We start from the raw sequence: 16,943 nt of genomic DNA, 5'->3' as shown, positions 1-16,943 counted from the left end.
GCGCCCTGCCCGCGCGGGTGAAGCTGGTCGAGATGGGCGCGCGCGATGGCCTGCAGAACGAGCCGGGCAACGTCGCCACGCAGACCAAGCTGGACCTGATCGCGCGCCTGGCGCAGGCCGGCCTGCGCCATATCGAAGCCACCGCGTTCGTGTCGCCCAAATGGGTCCCGCAGATGGCCGATCACGACGCGGTGATGCGCGGCGTTCCGCGCCGCGCGGGCGTGGTGTATTCGGCGCTGACGCCCAATCTGAAAGGCTTCGAGGCGGCGCTGGCCGCCGGCGCCGATGAAGTAGCGGTGTTCGGCGCGGCGTCGGAGACGTTCTCGCAGAAGAACATCAACTGCTCGATCGCCGAAAGCCTGCAGCGCTTCGAAGCGGTGACGCGCGCGGCGCGCGAAGCGGGCATTCCGGTGCGCGGCTATGTGTCCTGCGTGCTCGGCTGCCCCTACGAGGGCGCGATCGCACCGCAGGCGGTGGCCGATGTCGCCGCCGCGCTGCTGGATCAGGGCTGCTTCGAGATCTCGCTGGGCGACACCATCGGCGTCGGCACGCCGGGCAAGACGCACGCGATGCTCGAAGCGGTGATGGCACGCGTGCCGGTCGCGCAGCTGGCCGGGCATTACCACGACACCTTCGGCCAGGCGCTGGCCAACGTCTACGCCTCGCTGGAGTTGGGCGTGGCGACCTTCGACAGCTCGGTGGCCGGCCTGGGCGGCTGCCCGTATGCGCCTGGCGCGGCCGGCAATGTCGCCAGCGAGGACCTGCTGTATCTGCTGGACGGATTGGGCATCGAAACGGGCGTGGACCTGCACAAGCTGGCGCAGGCCGGCGACTTCATCTGCCAGGCGCTGGGGCGCACCACGCGCAGCAAGGTGGCGCAGGCGCTTGCAGGGCGCGCAGTCGCCTGAGCTTGCGCGTTCGGCCCTTTCCCTTCGCTACGCGAAGGGAAGGAAGCAAAAACAACAGCGCGTCGCCACAGACCAAAAACAGACAGGCCGCGCAATGCGCGGCCTGTCTGCTGAAACGATGCGCCCGACGAATCAGACGTTGAAGCGGAAATGCAGGATGTCGCCTTCCTGCACTTTGTACTCCTTGCCTTCCAGACGCAGGCGCCCGGCTTCCTTGCAGCCGGCTTCGCCCTTGTACTTGATGAAATCGTCGTAGGCCATCGTCTCGGCGCGGATGAAGCCCTTCTCGAAATCGGTGTGGATCACCGCCGCTGCCTTGGGCGCGGTCGAGCCGGCCTTGACCGTCCACGCGCGCACTTCCTGTACGCCAGCGGTGAAGTAGGTCTGCAGACCCAGCAGCTGGTAGGCCGCGTAGATCACGCGGTTCAGGCCCGGCTCTTCCAGGCCCAGGTCGGCCAGGAAGGTGTCGCGATCCTCATCGTCCAGCTGCGAGAGCTCTTCCTCGATCGCGGCCGACACCGGCACCACGCGCGCGCCTTCCTTCTCGGCACGGGCGCGCACGGCGTCCAGGTGCGGGTTGTTCTCGAAGCCGTCCTCCAGCACGTTGGCGATGTACATCACCGGCTTGAGGGTCAGCAGGAACAGGTCACGCACCAGCGCCTTTTCCTCGTCGTCCAGGCCCGCGCCGCGGCCGGGGATGCCGTCGTTGAGCGCTGCCAGCAGCTTGGCCAGCACCGGCTTGCGCGCGGCCGCTTCTTTGTCGCCACCCTTGGCGCTGCGCTCGGCGCGGTTGAGCGCCTTTTCCACGCTGTCCAGGTCAGCCAGCGCCAGCTCGGTATCGATCGTGTCGATGTCCGAGATCGGGTCGACCTTGTTGTTGACGTGGATCACGTCGTCGTTCTCGAAGCAGCGCACCACGTGGGTGATCGCATCGACTTCGCGGATGTGCGACAGGAACTTGTTGCCCAGGCCTTCACCGCTGGCCGCACCGGCGACCAGGCCGGCAATGTCGACGAACTCGACCGCCGTCGGCACGACCTTCTGCGGCTTGACGATGTCGGCCAGCGCCTTCAGGCGCGGATCCGGCACCGGCACGATGCCGACGTTGGGTTCGATCGTGCAGAACGGGAAGTTGGCCGCGGCAATACCCGCCTTGGTCAGCGCGTTGAAGAGGGTCGACTTGCCGACGTTCGGCAGGCCCACGATGCCGCATTTGATGCCCATGAATTTCTCCGGTAACCGAAAGCCGGTAACCGTCAGCCCACGCATCAGCGCATCGGCTCACGGTTGAACGGCTCGCTATTTGGGGGTGTGCAGGCGCTTCATCGCCTCGTTGAAATCGCCGGCAACCGCCAGCGGCAGGACATCCAGCGCCTCATCGATGGCGCGCCCGATCAGGATCTCGTCGTCGGCATTGGGACGGCCCAACACCCAACCGGTGACCTTGTCCTTGTGGCCGGGATGGCCGATGCCGATGCGCAGGCGACCAAAGCGCCCGTGCCCCAGCAGTTGCATGGTGTCGCGCAGGCCGTTCTGGCCGCCGTGCCCACCATCGAATTTCAGTCGGGCCACGCCAGGCGGCATGTCCAGCTCGTCGTGCGCCAGCAGCGCCTGCTCGGGTTCGAGTTTCCAGAACCGCAGCGCGGCGGTGACCGACTTGCCCGAGAGGTTCATGTAGGTGGACGGCTTGAGCAGCCGCACCGTCTGGCCGTTGATGCTGACCTGCGCGGTCTCGCCAAACAGCTTGGCGTCCACGCTGAAACGCTGGCCTTGCGCTGCTGCCAGGGTGTCCACAAAACGGAACCCGGCGTTATGCCGGGTCCGCGCGTGTTCGGCACCGGGATTACCCAGGCCGACGATGAGGCGCACGCCTTCCATGCAAGCAGCACGATCCGCTTCCCCCGCGCCGGCACAGGCCGGCGCGAAGGAGATGGATCACTTCTCGCTGTCGTCCTTGGCCACCTTGGCGGCCGGGACTTCGGCCGAGGTTTCGTCGGCGTCTTCCGACTCTTCCTCGATCTTGGCGAACTTGGCGATGACCACCGCCACGTCGTGCTCCTTGCCCAGCTTCAGCTCGGGGATCTCGACGCCGGCCGGCAGCTTCAGCTCCGACAGGTGGATCACGTCGCCCTGGGCGATCTTGGCCAGGTCGATCTCGATGAACTCCGGCAGGTCCTTCGGCAGGCACTCGACCACGACTTCGTTCAGTTCGTGGGTGATGACCACTTCGGACGACTTGCCGGCCGGCGAGGTTTCCTGGTTCAGGAAGTGCAGCGGCACGGCGGTGCGGATGGCTTCCTTGTCGTTCACGCGCTGGAAGTCCAGGTGCATGATCTGCTGCTTGAACGGATGGCGCTGCATGTCACGCAGCAGCACCTTCTGCACGTCGCCGTTGAGGCTCAGGTCCAGGATCGACGAGTAGAACCAGTCGTGCTGGCTGGCGGTCCAGACTTCGTTGTGGTTCAGCTGGATGCTGACCGGCTTGAGGTCGCCACCGTAGACGATGGCGGGGACGCTACCGGCGTGACGCAGGCGGCGGCTCGCACCCTTACCTTCGTCTTCGCGGCGCTCCACCTTGATTTCGTGTGTATTAGCCATGGTTTTCACTTTTCTCTGATGTAAACCGCCTCGCGGCGGGGATGCGACTCTTCCGCGACCAGAAGAGTCGTGTTGGGCCGTCGCCGACAGGGCGACCGCCCGGAACTTGGATCAATCCACGTACAGCGAGCTGACCGATTCGCCGAAGGCGATACGGCGGATGGTCTCGGCCAGCATCCCGGCCACCGACAGCTGGCGGATCTTGGTGCAGGCCGCGGCGGCCGGCGACAGCGGGATCGTGTCGGTCACCACCAGCTCGTCCAGCGCGGACTTGTTGAGGTTGTCCACGGCCGGGCCGGACAGCACCGGGTGGGTGCAGTAGGCGGCGACCTTGGTCGCGCCACGGTCCTTCAGCGCCGCTGCGGCAGCGCACAGGGTGCCGGCGGTGTCGACGATGTCGTCGACCAGCACGCAGGCCTTGCCTTCCACGTCACCGATGATGTTCATCACCGTGGACACGTTGGCGCGCGGACGGCGCTTGTCGATGATCGCCAGGTCCGCATCGTCCAGGCGCTTGGCCACCGCGCGGGCGCGGACCACGCCGCCCACGTCCGGTGAGACCACCACCATGTTGTCGGTGCCGTAGGCGCGCCAGATGTCGGCCAGCAGCAGCGGCGAGGCGTACACGTTGTCGACCGGGATATCGAAGAACCCCTGGATCTGGTCGGCGTGCAGGTCGACCGTGAGCACGCGATCGGCGCTGACCGCGCTGAACATTTTGGCGGCGACCTTGGCCGTGATCGGCACGCGCGAGGAGCGCAGGCGACGATCCTGGCGCGAGTAGCCGAAATACGGCACCACGGCGGTGACGCTGGCGGCGCTGGCGCGCTTGAGCGCGTCGATCAGCACCAGCAATTCCATCAGGTTCTCCGCGCTGGGCGCGCAGGTCGGCTGGATGACGAAGACTTCCTGGCGGCGGACGTTCTCTTCGATCTCCACCTGGACTTCGCCGTCGGAGAAATGCGAGACCATCGCCTTGCCCGGACGCACGCCGAGTTCACGGCAGATGCTCTGGGCGAGGGGTTTGTTGGCGTTGCCGGAAAAGACCAGCAGGCTGCGTTCGTCTTGCACGTGGGAATCTCGATGACTACGGTGGGCGGAACGAGACGCGGGTCCTTTCGCGCACGGACGGAACTGGCTGGGGCGGTAGGATTCGAACCTACGAAATGCCGGGATCAAAACCCGGTGCCTTAGGCCTCTTGGCGACGCCCCAGTGGATTCAGTTGATGTCCTGCAGGTTTCCTTCCAGGGCATCCAGCAGGGGCGAACGCGCCGCACCTGCCACCACCCAGCCGCGTAGATCCGCAGGCAGCAAGGCCGATCCGGCCTGAGCGGCCTGAAGGCTTGCGAACTCCACGAAACAGCCGCTGCCCGTCCCCGTCAGCCGTGGCGTCCCGATGCGCGAGAGCGTGGCGAACACGGCCTCGATGGCAGGTTCACGACGCCGCAGCACCGGCTCGAACACGTTGTCGGGCACGGATCCGGAAAGGAAGTCCGATATTTTCACGGGTGCGGCAGTGCGCGTCAAATCCGGCGCTCCAAACAGCTTGGCCGTGGCCACGTGAATGCCCGGGTCGACCAGCACATACCAGGCCTGCGGCAGGTCCAGCGGCGTGAGCTGTTCGCCCACGCCTTCGGCCCAGGCGTTGCGGCCGCGGACGAAGACCGGCACGTCCGCGCCCAGCTGCAGACCAAGCCCGGCCAGCACGTCCTCGCCCAGATCGGTGGCCCAAAGCTGGTCCAGGACCCGCAGCACGGTCGCCGCGTCGGACGAGCCGCCGCCGAAGCCGCCACCGGCCGGAATATTCTTTTCGACGCAGATGTCGGCACCTGACGTGCCGTTGACGTGCTTTTGCAGCAACAGCGCCGCGCGAACCAGGAGGTCATCGGCCTCGGCCACGCCCGGTGCGGAGGCGCCGACGCGGGCCACGCGGCCGTCTTCGCGCAGCCGGATCCCGACCCGGTCGCCCCAGTCCAGGATGCGAAACGCGCTCTGCAGGTCGTGGTAGCCATCGGCGCGGCGGCCGGTGATGCGCAGGCAGAGGTTCAATTTGGCCGGCGCCGGCCACCACGACCAGCCGCCGGGGACGTGCGACGCGTTCAAGGGGCCGCCGCGCAGGGCTGCCAGCCGTCCACGATCAGGCGAACGCGCGAATCGCCGCGCTCGGCCTCGATTCGCGCCGGCAGCGCGGGCGTATCGCCGGCCGCCGGCTGCCAGGCGGTATACGCAATCCGCCAGCCGCCCTGGGTCAGTGCGGCAAGATGGCCGTCCGTGCCGTATTGCAGGTCAGCGGCCGGCAGCGCGGGCGCGGCCTGGCCGCGGATCCAGTACGCCAGCGCCTGGACCGGAATTTCCCAGCCGGTGGCTTCGACCAGCAGCTGGCCGGCATCGGCGCCGCGGCGCGGCCCGCCATCCAGGCCATCCAGCACCACGCCGGCGTCGTTGCCGGTCAGGCGCCAGCTCTGGCGGGTGACCGGGGCGCTGAGCGACACCTCGAAATCCTCGCCGCGCTGGCTCCAGTCGATACGACCGCTGCCCCCCTTATCGGCGCGGCGAATCGCCACGCGCCCTTCCAGCGACCAGTTGCGATGCACCTGTAGCCACTGCTCGCGCGCCAGCTGGGCCTGCGCGGCCTGGCCGGCATCGACCGCTGGTGGCAGCGGTTGTTTCGGCCTGGACAGGCCCGCGCAACCGGCCAGCAACGAAACCGCCAGCAGCATCGCCACGCCACGCATATAGAAGTTCATGCTCCGGTCTTTTCCAGCGCGCGCAGCAGCGAGCGGTTTTCGGGATCGAGCTTGCGTGCCTCGTCGAAATACTTGCGCGCCTCGTCCTTGTGGCCCTGCTCCCACAGCAGCTGGCCCAGGTGGGCGGCGATCTCCGGGTCCTTCATCAGGGTGAAGGCGCGGCGGATCTGCACCAACGCCTCGTCGCGCCGGCCCATGCGATAGAGCACCCAGCCGTAGCTGTCCAGGATCGCCGGCTCGTCCGGCTCGGCGGCGCGGGCGCGGTCGATCAATTCCAGCGCTTCCTTGTAGCGATCGGTGCGGTCGGCCAGGGTGTAGCCCAGCGCGTTGAGCGCGGCGGTATTGGTCGGATCGGTGACCAGCACCCGGCGCAGGTCAGCCTCGGCGCGGTCGATACGGTCGCGCCGCTCCCAGGCCAGGCCGCGCGCATACAGGATGTTGTTGTCGTCCGGATACGCAGCCAGGCCGCGCGCCAGCGCGTCCAGCTCGCCGGCATCGTCGTCGTTCTTCTGGCGCAGATCGGCTTCCAGCAGATAGGCGTCGCGGCGCGCGTCGTCGCTGACGCTGGCATCGGCCTGCATGGCGTGCATCGAGGCGAAGGCCTCGTCCTTGCGCGCCAGCTGGAACAGCACGTTGGCCGCGCGCAGGCGTGCTTCCACCTGATGGTCACCGGTGGCCACGCCCTGGTACCAGTCCAGCGCCTCTTGCGGACGCTTGAGGTATTCGGCGATCTGGCCCAGCAGCAGGCGCTGGGCGGGGTCCTGCGCATCGGTGCTGACGGCCTTGGCCTCGTCGTAGAGCGCGGTCAGGCCGGCCGTGTCATCCGACTTGGCCAGCAGCGAGGCGCGCAGGCCGTAGCTGCGGGTGTCCTGCGGGCCGCCGGCCAGCATGGCCGCCGCCTGTGACGGCAGGCCCAGCGCATCGAACTCGGCCGCCGCGCCCAGGCGCACGTTCGGATCGGCGTCGGCCTGCTGCTGCAGGCCTTCCAGCACCTTGCGGGCTTCTTCGGTCTTGCCGGCCTGGCGCAGCTGGCTGGCATGCAGCAGGGTGACGCGCGCATTGACCGGGAAACGCTGGATGACCTCGGCAACGATGCGTTCGGCCAGGGCCGGCTGTTCCAGCGACTGGGCCAGGCCGCCGAACGCCAGCCACACATTTAACTGGTTGGGCAGCGCCTTGCTGTCCAGCAGCTGGCCGAGCAGCTTGGCCGACAGCGCCGGATCGCGGCCGCCACTGCCCAGCGCGGTCAGCGCATAGCGCCAGGCCTGTGGATCGGGATCGCGCAGCAAGGACTCGAGCTCGCGCCGGGCCGGGCGCTCGCGCCCTTCGCGCAGGGCCAGCGTGGCCTGGGCAGCGCGCATGGCCAGCGATTCCGGGGCGCGCTTCTGCCAAAGTTTCAGCGCGCGCGCGGCACGATCGTCATCGTTGGCCAGCAGGGAAATACGGGTCGCCAGTTCGGCCAGGCCCACGTCCTGGCCGGCTTCAGCCGCCTGCAGGTATAGGCGCGCGGCATCGGGCAGCTTGCCGGCCTGCAGGGCGAATTCGCCGGCCATCACCGGCTCCAGCACGCCCGAGGTGGCGTCCGCGGTTTTCGCCGGCTGCCGGGCCTGGACCGCAGGAGATGACGCAAAACCGGCAAGAATCAGCAACAACGGCGGGACGAAACGCATCTTTGCAGGCATTAGGGGGAACCGGGCCGTAAAATGGCGGGCAACAGACTGCCAGCAGCTTAGCGCAAGCCCCGAAAAATGACGTTGTGGGTCCTCGGACTGAACCACCAGACCGCGCCGGTCAACCTGCGCGAACGGGTGGCTTTTGCCGGCGATGCGCTGCCGCAGGCGCTGGGCGCGCTGCGTGATTTGCCGCAGGTCAGCGAGGCGGCGCTGCTGTCCACCTGCAACCGCACCGAGCTGTATGCGGTGGCCGATGACGCCACCCCGCTGGTGCAATGGCTGGCCACGCATGGCGAAGGCCTGGACGCGTATCTGTATCGCCATCGCGATGCCGAGGCCGTGCGCCACCTGTTCCGCGTCGCCACCGGGCTGGACTCGATGGTGCTGGGCGAACCGCAAATCCTGGGCCAGGTGAAGGACGCGTGGGCGCTGGCGCGTGAGCATCAGGCGCTGGGCAGCGGCCTGGACCGGCTGTTCCAGCAGGCGTTCGCGGTAGCCAAGCGCGCCCGCACCGATACGCGCGTAGGGGCGAATCCGATTTCGGTGGCCTCCACCGCCGTGCGCCTGGCGCAGAACTCGTTCGCGCGCCTGAGCGATTCGACCGTGCTGCTGGTCGGCGCCGGCGAGACCATCGAGCTGGCCGCCAAGCACCTGAGCGAAGGCAAGGTCCGCCGCCTGTTGATCGCCAACCGCACCCTGGGCCACGCGCAGGAGCTGGCCAGCCGCCACGGCGGCGTCGCCCTGCCGCTGACCGAGCTGGACCGCCACCTGGCCGATGCGGACGTGGTGTTCTCGGCCACCGCCGCGCGCGAGCCGATCATCACCCGCATGCACGTGACCGACGCCCTGCGCCGCCGCAAGCACAAGCCGATGATGCTGTTCGACCTGGCCGTGCCGCGCGACATCGAGGCCAGCGTCGCCGAGCTGGACGACGCCTATCTCTACACCGTCGACGACCTGGAACGCGCGGTCGAAGACAACCGCCGCGGCCGCCGCGAAGCGGCCGACGAAGCCGAAGCGATCATCGACGTGCAGGTCGCGCGTTTCGTCGAAACCCTGCAGGCCGGCAGCCGCCAGGAGCCGCTCAAGCGCCTGCGTGCTTACGGCGACAGCACCCGCCAGGACGTGCTGGACAAGGCCCAGGCGCAGCTGGCCAACGGCCGCGACCCGGCCGAGGTGCTGGAATTCCTCGCCCACACGCTGACCAACCGCCTGCTGCATCCGCCAACCGCGGCCTTGCGCGAAGCGGCTTTGAGCGGCGATACCGAACTCACCCGCGCAGCCGATCGGATGTTCCCGGCCAAGGCGCCCTACTCGCACGCCAAGTTGCCCGATGACGCCGACCCTGCGCCGTAAGCTGGAGGCGCTGGCCGAGCGTCGCGAAGAACTCGAACGCCTGCTCGCCGATCCATCAGTGGTGGCCGACAACACGCGCTTTCGCGACATGTCGCGCGAGTTCGCCCAGCTCGAACCGATCGCCACGGCCATGGCCGAGGAAGCGCGCGCGCAGGACGATCTGGCCGCGGCGCTGGCGATGCGCGACGACCCGGAGCTGCGCGAACTGGCCGACGAAGAAGTCGCCGCTGCGCAGGCGCGGCTGGCCGAGCTGGACGAAGCGCTGTCGCTGCTGCTGATCCCGCGCGATGCGCGCGACGACGGCAACCTGTTCCTGGAAGTGCGCGCCGGCACCGGTGGTGACGAGGCCGCGATTTTCGCCGGCGACCTGTTCCGCATGTATGCGCGCTACGCCGAGCGCCAGGGCTGGAAGGTCGAGGTCGAATCCGATTCGCCCGGCGAGCATGGCGGCTACAAGGAAGTGGTTGCGCGCGTGGTCGGGCGCGGCGCGTTCTCGCGGCTGAAGTTCGAATCGGGGACCCATCGCGTGCAACGCGTGCCGGCGACCGAATCGCAGGGCCGCATCCACACCTCGGCCGCGACCGTGGCGATCATTCCCGAGGCCGACGAGGTCGAGGAGATCGCGATCAACCCGGCGGACCTGCGGGTCGACACGTTCCGCTCCTCGGGCGCGGGCGGCCAGCACGTCAACAAGACCGATTCGGCGATCCGCATCACCCATGTGCCCACCGGCACGGTGGTCGAGTGCCAGACCGAGCGCAGCCAGCACGCCAACCGCGACAAGGCGATGAAGCGGCTCAAGGCGCAGCTGCTCGACGCCGAGCGCAGCAAGCAGGCCGCGGCCGAAGCCGAAACCCGCAAGCTGCAGGTCGGCAGCGGCGACCGCAGCCAGCGCATCCGCACCTACAACTTCCCGCAGGGCCGGATCACCGACCACCGCGTCGAAGGCCTCACCCTGTACGACCTGCCCAACATCATCGAAGGCGGCATGGACGACCTGATCGGCCGACTCATGCACGAACACCAGGTCGACGAACTGGCGCGCCTGTCCGAAGGCTGAGCCGGCGTCAGCGCCAGCCGGCGGTGCGCGCGGCCTGTTCGCCGCCGGCATCGAGCGTATCGCCCGCGATGCGCGCATCCACGGCCTCCAGGACCGCCGCCGGCAATGGCGATGCGGCCTGGCGCAGTTCGCCCTGCGCACTTTCGCCGTCATGGGCGAGCACCGGCAGCGACCAGCCCTGCGCGTCGTGGCAAGCCAAGCCGGCGGTCTTCGCCGACGCCAGCCGGAAAGCGCGGCAGTACTGGCCGGCCTGGTCGCGGAAACTCAACGCCACCTGCACCTTGCCGGCCGGATCGGCCGCCAGCTGACCGTCCAGCGCCGCGGCCAGCGCGCCACGCGCCTGCAGGCCGTTCGCCCCCTGTTCCCAATCCGCACCGCCGGCGCCGCCACGCAACCACGGCAGCGTGAGCACGGCCAGCACGATGCCTGCCGCCAGCGCACTCAAATGCGTCACCACGGTACGCGCGCGCTTGTGGGGCGGAAGGGCGACGACGTTGCTCACCACGTTCGCCTGCGGTTCGGCCACCGGCGCCGATGCCTCCGCGATTGATTCGTTAGCAGACGCCGCCGCGCCCGTGCCCAGCACCAGCTGCATCAGCGCATCGGGCACGGCTTCTTCGGCCGCCTTGGCATGCGCACCGCGCAGCCGTGCATCCAGCCGCTGCTGACGCGCAATGCGCGCGGCCAGTTCCGGGTCGTTGGCCAGCGCGGCATCGACCTGCGCGACGCCCTCGGCATCCAGTTCGCCGTCCAGGTAGGCCATCAGGGTGGCGTCGTCGATGTTCATGTCGCTTCTCCAGGTTCGTCGCCCAGCAGCTGTTGCAGGGCGTCGCGGCCGCGCGCCAGGCGGCTGGTCAGGGTGCCGATCGGAATCTCCAGCACCTCGGCAGCCTCGCGGTAGGCCAGCCCTTCCACCAGCACCAGCGCGATGGCGCTGCGCTGTTCCTCGGGCAGGCGTGCCATGGCCGCCTCCACCGACATCCGCACCACCGTGGCCTCCATTGCCGCCACGCCGACCCGTTCGCCCAACTCGGCGTCGGCGAAGATTTCATGGCCGCGTCGCCGCGCGCGGACTTCATCGATCCAAGCGTTGCGCACGATCCGGTACAGCCACGGACCGATCGGCTGTTGCGGATCCCACTGCCCGGCCCGCGCCAGGGCGCGTTCGGCGGCCACCTGCAGCAGGTCGTCGGCATCGTGGGGCGTGCCGGTCAGGTTGCGGGCGTAACGGCGCAGTTGCGGCAGCCGCTCGCACAGCGCCTGGCGGAAGTCTGGTGTCGCCGCATCGTGCTTCATGAGGGATATACGTTCGGGAAGCCACATTGCTTCCATGGCGGGCACGACATCGTTGACACCAGCAAGGCATGGGAGCGGCGGCGCGATGCTAGCGCAGGCCGCCGCGCTTGCGTGCGCGCTGCTGTTGGGCGCCGCGCCGGCCCACGCGCAGCTGCGCCTGCCGGCCACCCAGCCGCTGACCCAGGCGCTGGGACAGACAGTCGACCCGCTCGTCCACGATACGACGGCCACGCTGGATCGCACCCTGACCCAGGCGCGCACGCTGGGCCTGCAGAAACAGCTGCGCGCGCACCGCGACGTGCTGGATACCGATGCCAATGACAACGTGGTGGTGCGTGGCGAAGTGGTCGCAGTGGCGCCCTCGGCCGAAGCGCTGCAGCATGCGCGCGATGCCGGCTTCAGCGCCGGGCCATCGCAGCCGCTGGAAGGACTGGGCCTGGAGACCGTAAGCCTGCGCGCGCCGGCTGGGCTGTCCACGCGCCAAGCCGTGGACAAGCTGCGCGCGCTCGATCCGGGCGGCAGCTACGACTATGACCATCTGTATTCGGGCGGCGGTGCGGGTGCGGCCACGCAGGCGACGTCTTCCAGCAAGACGAGCACGTCGACCGGCGGCTGGCGCGTCGGCCTGGTCGATAGCGGCGTCGATGCCAGCCATCCCGCGCTGCGCGGCGCGCGCGTGCAGCGTTGGGGCTGCGACGACGCGCCGCATCCGGACCTGCACGGCACCGCCGTGGCCTCGTTGCTGGTCGGCGATGGCCAGCACGCGCAATCCGGCACCCAGCTGTTGGCGGCCGATGTCTATTGCGGCGCGCCCACCGGCGGCAACGCGCTGGGCCTGGCCAAGGCACTGGCGTGGATGGCGCAACAGCAGGTGCAGGTGGTCAACGTGAGCCTTGTTGGGCCGGACAACGCCTTGCTCAAGCAGGCCATCGCCGCGGCCAGCGCGCGCGGCATGGTGATCGTGGCCGCGGTCGGCAACGACGGGCCGGCTGCGCCGCCGCTGTTCCCGGCCGCGTATCCGAACGTGATCGGCGTGACCGGCGTGGACCCGCGCGATCGCGTGTTGCCCGAAGCCGGCCGCGGTCCGCAGGTCGACCTGGCCGCACTGGGCATCGATGTCCAGGTGGCCGCGCCGGGCGGCAAATTCCAGAAGGTACGCGGCACCTCTTTCGCCGCGCCACGCGTGGCCGCGCTCGCCGCCCAAGCGTTCACTGACGGACAGGACACCGACGCGCTGCTGGCCAGCCTCTCGGCGCAGGCCGTGGATCTGGGCAAACCCGGCGTGGACATCATCTACGGGCGCGGCCTGGTGCCGGGCCGTGTCGATGAACGGCGCACAACAGCCTCCAGCGCTCGGGAAGAAACCCAAACGGCCACGCGTAGTCCTCTTTGAAGGCAGCGGATGTTCCGTGCCAACGAGGAGACACTCATGCGTCACACCACTCTGATGTGGGCCACCGCCGCCGTGATCGCCCTGGCCAGCACCGGCGCCAGCGCGCAGGCACTGAGCGGGCTGGGCGGCCAGGTCGGCGGTGCCATCGGCGGCACGGGCAATATCGGCGGCCAGCTGGGCGGCGTCGGCAACCCCACCAGCGGAATCGGCAGCACCATCGACAGCACCCGCAATATGGGCAGCCAGCGCCTGGAACAGGCCCGCGCGCGCACTGAGCGTGCCCGCCAGCGCGCCGCCAACAAGGCCGCCAGCACCACGGCCGCCGCGCAGTCGCAGGCCGGCACGCTGGGCAGCACGGTCGGCTCGACCGCTGACACCGCGCGTTCGGCCGCCTCGGTCACCGGCGATGCCAGCGGCACCGGTAATGCAACCGGCAGCACCAGCAACGGCGATGTGACCGGCGCGCTGAGCGGCGCCGGCCAGGGCGCGGGTTCGGCTAGTGTCGACACCACCGGCGTGACCGGCGCGGCCCAGTCCACCGCCAGCCAGGCGGATGATGCCGCCCGCTCGGGCGCCAGCAACGCCGTGACCGGTGCCCGCACCGCCGCCGGCCGCGTGCGTGATGGCGCGCAGAACGCCGCCACCCAGGCCCGCAGCGGCGCGAGCAATGCCGCAAGCCAGGCCGGCACGGCCGCCTCGAACGTGACCTCGCAGGCCCGTGATGCCGCCTCGGCCGCGTCGGCCAGCAACGGCAGCGGTTCGGCCTCGGGCACCGCGTCGGGCAACGGCGCGCTGGGCAACACCAGCGGCAATGGCGCGGCCACCGGCAATGCCAGTGCGGGCGCGTCGCGCAATGGCGTAAATGCCTCGGTCGGCGGTTCGGCCAACGGTTCGGCTGCCAGCTCCAGCACCCAGCCGTAAGCGCATCGTCGTGACCACCGGCGCCGGCGCCCTTCAAGGGTGTCGACGCCTTGTCGTGCGCGCCTTCGTTGAAGCGTCACGGCGCAGCGCTTAGGCTGGCCGCATGAGCCATGCCGATTCCCTGATCCCGCTGCGCCTGTGCGTGTTGACCGTCTCTGACACCCGCACCCTGGCCAATGACACCTCCGGCGACTACCTGGTGCAGGTCACCACCGACGCCGGCCACCTTCTGCACGACCGCACCCTGGTGAAGGACGACATCTACCGGATGCGCGCCATCGTCGCGGCGTGGATCGCCGATGACGAAGTGGACGGTGTGCTGATCACCGGCGGCACCGGCTTCACCGGCCGCGATTCCACACCCGAGGCCATCGCCCCGCTGCTGGACAAGCAGATGCCGGGCTTCGGCGAACTGTTCCGCGCGGTCAGCGTGGAGGAGATCGGCACCTCGTCGCTCCAATCGCGCGCCTTTGCCGGGCTGGCCAACCAGACCTTCGTGTTCTGCCTGCCGGGCTCGACCTCGGCCTGCACCACGGCCTGGGAAAAGATCATCAGCGCCCAGCTCGACGCCCGCACCCGCCCCTGCAACCTGGCCACGCTGCGGCCACGGCTGAAGGAATAAGCCGGCGTGGCGCTGGATTCCACGCTGCGCCTGCTGGCGCGCAGCAGTGGCCTGAGCGCCGCCGACCTGGCCGCCGCGATTCCACGCGTCGGCGCCGCCACCGTGCGGGCCTGGATGGCCGGGGAAAAACTCCCGGGCCGCGAACAGCTCATCGCGCTGGCCCGTACGCTGGGAATTCCCGCAGGCGCGCTGCTGTCCGAACTGGCCACCCAGCTCGACCCGGCCCGCACCCGCGGCGAATCGGACCTGCTCACCGCCTATCGCAGCCTCAGCCCGCGCCAGCAGGGCGCATTGATCGAAGTCGCCCGCGGCATGGCCGACACCCGCGCCCGCCGACGTCGCACCGCCAACAAGGAACTGCCGTGAGCAAACCCCTCAAGCGCAAGGATTACCAGGCCAGGCTGGAACCGCTGCAGCTGCAGCTGGTGTCGATGGCCCGCTGGCTGGCCAAGACCGGCCACCGCGTGGTGGTGATCTTCGAAGGCCGCGATACCGCCGGCAAGGGCGGCAGCATCGACGCGATCCGCGAGCACCTCAACCCGCGCCAGTGCAAGGTGCTTGCGCTGCCCAAGCCCAGCGATCGCGAAGCCACGCAGTGGTATTTCCAGCGCTATATCTCGCATCTACCCGCCGCCGGCGAGCTGCTGCTGATGGACCGCAGCTGGTACAACCGCGCCGGCGTGGAAAAGGTCATGGGCTATTGCACCGGCGACGAATACACCGCCTTCCTGCAGCAGGCGCCGATCTTTGAACAGCTGCTGGTCGATGACGGCATCCTGCTGTTCAAGTACTGGCTGACCGTGGACCAGAAGGAGCAGGAAGCGCGCTTCGCCGAGCGCCTGGACGACCCGCTCAAGCGCTGGAAGCTTTCGCCGGTAGACCTGCAGGCGCGCGCCAAGTACGACGATTACACCCAGGCCCGCGAGGCCATGCTGGCGGCGACCCACAGCCACCACGCGCCGTGGACGCTGGTGAATTTCAATGATCAGAAGCGCGGCCGCCTGACCCTGATCCGCGACCTGCTCTCGCGCCTGCCCGACACCTCAGTGCCGGAAACCCCGCTCAAACTGAAGAAGCTGGGCCACGGTCCGCTGCATGAGAGCTTCGACCTGCTGAAGCCGATTCCCGACAAGAGTGACACCGACTGAAACGTCAGTGAGACCGCGGTCCCGGCACTGAACACCTCATGACACCCCTCGGCATCGGGTGATGACGATTGAATGCCAACCTTGCATTATTCCCTTTTCACGGCACGCCCCCACCGTGCCAGACGTCATCATGGCCCTGCTCACCCCGCCTGTTTCCGCTTCAACGTCGCCGCTGCACGCACCTGGACGCGTCCGCCTGATCACCCGTGACAACGGCGTGGGGCTACGCCGTGACCTGGACATCGTGGCGCGCGCCTTGCGCGGCAACCAGATTCAGAGCGAGGCGCTGACTTTCGGCGGCACGCGCTTGGTGAACAACCTGGTCCAGGCCGGCACCCGCCTGAAGGCCGTCGCCAGCGGTCGCGTCGATACGCAGATTTTCCTAGAGCGCATCTACCGTGGCGTGCTGCCGGCGGCGCACCGCAACGTGCTGATCCCCAACCCCGAGTGGATGCTGGACAAGTGGCTGCCGCTGCTGCCGCAGTTCGAGCGCGTGCTGTGCAAGACCCGCAATGCCGAGCGCGTGTTTTCCGCGCTGGGCTGCAACACCCGTTATATCGGTTTCACCAGCGAGGACCGCTACACCGCCGGCGTGCCGCGCCAGCGCGCGTTCCTGCACGTGGCCGGCCGCAGCACCGCCAAGGGCACCGATGCGGTGATGCAAGCCTGGCTGCGCCATCCCGAGTGGCCGACGCTGACCGTGGTGCAGTCGCGCGACGTGCCGAAGGTCGAGGCGCCCAACATCGACCATCGCCTGGGTTACCTGGACGATGCGCAGCTGCGCCAGCTGCAGAACACCCATGCCTTCCACCTGTGCCCGTCCGAGGCCGAGGGCTTCGGCCATTACCTGGTCGAGGCGTTGAGCACGGGCGCGGTCGTGATCACCACCGACGGCGAGCCGATGAACGAGCTGGTCACGCCCGAGCGCGGGATCCTGCTGCAGCCGGCCGGCGAGCGCCCGATGGCGCTGGGCACGCGCTATCGCGTGGACGTGGCCGGGATCGAAGACGCAGTCGAACGCGCGTTGGCGCTGCCGCCAGAAACCTGTGCATCGATGGGCGCCGCCGCGCGCCAGTTCTTCGTCGATAACGATGCAGGCTTCCCTCTGCGCCTGTCGCAGGCCCTGCAGCCGGCGCTGGACACCGGCCGTCGCGTGCCGGCACCACGACGCTTGGCGCGGATGGCGGCCGCCCTGATGCCGGGCTCGTCGGTCGAATAAA

18 protein-coding genes and 1 tRNA gene are annotated in these 16,943 nt (G+C 68.9%); 9 read left to right on the top strand and 10 right to left on the bottom strand.

Annotation, left to right across the window (positions count from 1 at the left end):
- The first annotated feature begins 5 nt into the window (after positions 1 to 5).
- Positions 6 to 908: a hydroxymethylglutaryl-CoA lyase gene (locus BMZ17_RS02270; protein WP_217645753.1), complete on the top strand. Its 903-nt coding sequence runs from the start codon at positions 6 to 8 to the stop codon at positions 906 to 908.
- A 132-nt stretch (positions 909 to 1,040) separates the two neighbouring features.
- On the opposite strand, the gene ychF is transcribed toward BMZ17_RS02270, so the two are convergent.
- From ychF to BMZ17_RS02230, 8 genes are all read right to left on the bottom strand, one after another.
- Complete coding sequence (gene ychF, locus BMZ17_RS02265; protein ID WP_093134959.1) at positions 1,041 to 2,132, bottom strand: redox-regulated ATPase YchF; 1,092 nt, start codon at positions 2,130 to 2,132, stop codon at positions 1,041 to 1,043.
- A gap of 75 nt (positions 2,133 to 2,207) precedes the next feature.
- Complete coding sequence (gene pth, locus BMZ17_RS02260) at positions 2,208 to 2,786, bottom strand: aminoacyl-tRNA hydrolase (RefSeq protein ID WP_093134955.1); 579 nt, start codon at positions 2,784 to 2,786, stop codon at positions 2,208 to 2,210.
- Positions 2,787 to 2,843: 57 nt separating this feature from the next.
- Positions 2,844 to 3,506 carry a 50S ribosomal protein L25/general stress protein Ctc gene (locus tag BMZ17_RS02255; protein ID WP_093134951.1) on the bottom strand — a complete coding sequence of 221 codons (663 nt, stop codon included), beginning with the start codon at positions 3,504 to 3,506 and terminating at the stop codon, positions 2,844 to 2,846.
- Positions 3,507 to 3,617: 111 nt separating this feature from the next.
- Positions 3,618 to 4,577: a ribose-phosphate diphosphokinase gene (locus BMZ17_RS02250; protein WP_093134947.1), complete on the bottom strand. Its 960-nt coding sequence runs from the start codon at positions 4,575 to 4,577 to the stop codon at positions 3,618 to 3,620.
- A gap of 64 nt (positions 4,578 to 4,641) precedes the next feature.
- Positions 4,642 to 4,719: transfer RNA gene (locus BMZ17_RS02245), tRNA-Gln, on the bottom strand.
- A gap of 6 nt (positions 4,720 to 4,725) precedes the next feature.
- Positions 4,726 to 5,610 carry a 4-(cytidine 5'-diphospho)-2-C-methyl-D-erythritol kinase gene (gene ispE / locus BMZ17_RS02240; protein WP_093134942.1) on the bottom strand — a complete coding sequence of 295 codons (885 nt, stop codon included), beginning with the start codon at positions 5,608 to 5,610 and terminating at the stop codon, positions 4,726 to 4,728.
- A complete protein-coding gene (gene lolB, locus BMZ17_RS02235) occupies positions 5,607 to 6,254 on the bottom strand; it encodes a lipoprotein insertase outer membrane protein LolB (protein WP_093134938.1) in 648 nt (215 codons plus the stop codon). Before lolB ends, ispE begins: the two co-directional genes overlap by 4 nt.
- Positions 6,251 to 7,936, bottom strand: a complete 1,686-nt coding sequence (locus BMZ17_RS02230; protein WP_175485454.1) for a tetratricopeptide repeat protein — start codon at positions 7,934 to 7,936, stop codon at positions 6,251 to 6,253. The genes lolB and BMZ17_RS02230 overlap by 4 nt, the downstream gene beginning before the upstream one ends.
- Before the next feature lie 66 nt (positions 7,937 to 8,002).
- Here BMZ17_RS02230 and hemA point away from each other — a divergent pair, with 66 nt between their 5' ends.
- Both hemA and prfA read left to right on the top strand, forming a co-directional pair.
- Entirely contained in the window at positions 8,003 to 9,283 is a 1,281-nt protein-coding gene (gene hemA / locus BMZ17_RS02225) for a glutamyl-tRNA reductase (RefSeq protein WP_093134933.1), read from the top strand.
- The gene (gene prfA, locus BMZ17_RS02220; protein WP_093134928.1) at positions 9,261 to 10,343 is read left to right on the top strand and encodes a peptide chain release factor 1; all 1,083 of its coding nucleotides are present in this window, start codon (positions 9,261 to 9,263) and stop codon (positions 10,341 to 10,343) included. Before hemA ends, prfA begins: the two co-directional genes overlap by 23 nt.
- A gap of 7 nt (positions 10,344 to 10,350) precedes the next feature.
- Here the strand turns inward: prfA and BMZ17_RS02215 are convergent, their stop codons facing one another.
- Positions 10,351 to 11,130, bottom strand: a complete 780-nt coding sequence (locus BMZ17_RS02215; RefSeq protein WP_093134923.1) for an anti-sigma factor family protein — start codon at positions 11,128 to 11,130, stop codon at positions 10,351 to 10,353.
- Positions 11,127 to 11,639, bottom strand: coding sequence for an RNA polymerase sigma factor (locus BMZ17_RS02210; RefSeq protein WP_175485453.1), 513 nt, complete (start codon positions 11,637 to 11,639; stop codon positions 11,127 to 11,129). The genes BMZ17_RS02215 and BMZ17_RS02210 overlap by 4 nt, the downstream gene beginning before the upstream one ends.
- Positions 11,640 to 11,724: 85 nt before the next feature.
- On the opposite strand from BMZ17_RS02210, the gene BMZ17_RS02205 reads away from it, so the two are divergent.
- From BMZ17_RS02205 to BMZ17_RS02180, 6 genes are all read left to right on the top strand, one after another.
- Positions 11,725 to 13,032 (top strand): S8 family serine peptidase, encoded by a 1,308-nt coding sequence (locus tag BMZ17_RS02205; RefSeq protein ID WP_093134920.1) that lies wholly within the window; start codon positions 11,725 to 11,727, stop codon positions 13,030 to 13,032.
- 36 nt (positions 13,033 to 13,068) lie between these two features.
- Entirely contained in the window at positions 13,069 to 13,953 is an 885-nt protein-coding gene (locus BMZ17_RS02200; RefSeq protein WP_139202778.1) for a hypothetical protein, read from the top strand.
- A gap of 103 nt (positions 13,954 to 14,056) precedes the next feature.
- The gene (gene moaB / locus BMZ17_RS02195; protein WP_093134910.1) at positions 14,057 to 14,575 is read left to right on the top strand and encodes a molybdenum cofactor biosynthesis protein B; all 519 of its coding nucleotides are present in this window, start codon (positions 14,057 to 14,059) and stop codon (positions 14,573 to 14,575) included.
- A 6-nt stretch (positions 14,576 to 14,581) separates the two neighbouring features.
- Positions 14,582 to 14,941, top strand: coding sequence for a helix-turn-helix domain-containing protein (locus BMZ17_RS02190; protein ID WP_093134905.1), 360 nt, complete (start codon positions 14,582 to 14,584; stop codon positions 14,939 to 14,941).
- Positions 14,938 to 15,723, top strand: a complete 786-nt coding sequence (ppk2, locus tag BMZ17_RS02185) for a polyphosphate kinase 2 (RefSeq protein ID WP_093134901.1) — start codon at positions 14,938 to 14,940, stop codon at positions 15,721 to 15,723. Before BMZ17_RS02190 ends, ppk2 begins: the two co-directional genes overlap by 4 nt.
- A 130-nt stretch (positions 15,724 to 15,853) precedes the next feature.
- Positions 15,854 to 16,942: a glycosyltransferase gene (locus BMZ17_RS02180; RefSeq protein ID WP_093134896.1), complete on the top strand. Its 1,089-nt coding sequence runs from the start codon at positions 15,854 to 15,856 to the stop codon at positions 16,940 to 16,942.
- The last annotated feature ends 1 nt before the right edge of the window (position 16,943 follow it).

Source organism: Pseudoxanthomonas sp. GM95, assembly GCF_900109775.1.
Classification (GTDB): Bacteria; Pseudomonadota; Gammaproteobacteria; order Xanthomonadales; family Xanthomonadaceae; genus Pseudoxanthomonas_A.
The sequence above is the reverse complement of the archived record's forward strand: the minus strand, read 5'-3'. Positions and strand labels throughout refer to the sequence as shown.

What these genes read in the sequence shown, in the direction of transcription:
- ychF (WP_093134959.1), bottom strand. Translation starts at nt 2,132, where the DNA reads ATGGGCATCAAATGCGGCATCGTGGGCCTGCCGAACGTCGGCAAGTCG.
- pth (WP_093134955.1), bottom strand. Translation starts at nt 2,786, where the DNA reads ATGGAAGGCGTGCGCCTCATCGTCGGCCTGGGTAATCCCGGTGCCGAA.
- BMZ17_RS02255 (WP_093134951.1), bottom strand. Translation starts at nt 3,506, where the DNA reads ATGGCTAATACACACGAAATCAAGGTGGAGCGCCGCGAAGACGAAGGT.
- lolB (WP_093134938.1), bottom strand. Translation starts at nt 6,254, where the DNA reads ATGAACTTCTATATGCGTGGCGTGGCGATGCTGCTGGCGGTTTCGTTG.
- BMZ17_RS02230 (WP_175485454.1), bottom strand. Translation starts at nt 7,936, where the DNA reads ATGCCTGCAAAGATGCGTTTCGTCCCGCCGTTGTTGCTGATTCTTGCC.
- hemA (WP_093134933.1), top strand. Translation starts at nt 8,003, where the DNA reads ATGACGTTGTGGGTCCTCGGACTGAACCACCAGACCGCGCCGGTCAAC.
- prfA (WP_093134928.1), top strand. Translation starts at nt 9,261, where the DNA reads ATGACGCCGACCCTGCGCCGTAAGCTGGAGGCGCTGGCCGAGCGTCGC.
- BMZ17_RS02215 (WP_093134923.1), bottom strand. Translation starts at nt 11,130, where the DNA reads ATGAACATCGACGACGCCACCCTGATGGCCTACCTGGACGGCGAACTG.
- BMZ17_RS02210 (WP_175485453.1), bottom strand. Translation starts at nt 11,639, where the DNA reads ATGAAGCACGATGCGGCGACACCAGACTTCCGCCAGGCGCTGTGCGAG.
- BMZ17_RS02205 (WP_093134920.1), top strand. Translation starts at nt 11,725, where the DNA reads ATGCTAGCGCAGGCCGCCGCGCTTGCGTGCGCGCTGCTGTTGGGCGCC.
- BMZ17_RS02200 (WP_139202778.1), top strand. Translation starts at nt 13,069, where the DNA reads ATGCGTCACACCACTCTGATGTGGGCCACCGCCGCCGTGATCGCCCTG.
- moaB (WP_093134910.1), top strand. Translation starts at nt 14,057, where the DNA reads ATGAGCCATGCCGATTCCCTGATCCCGCTGCGCCTGTGCGTGTTGACC.
- BMZ17_RS02180 (WP_093134896.1), top strand. Translation starts at nt 15,854, where the DNA reads ATGGCCCTGCTCACCCCGCCTGTTTCCGCTTCAACGTCGCCGCTGCAC.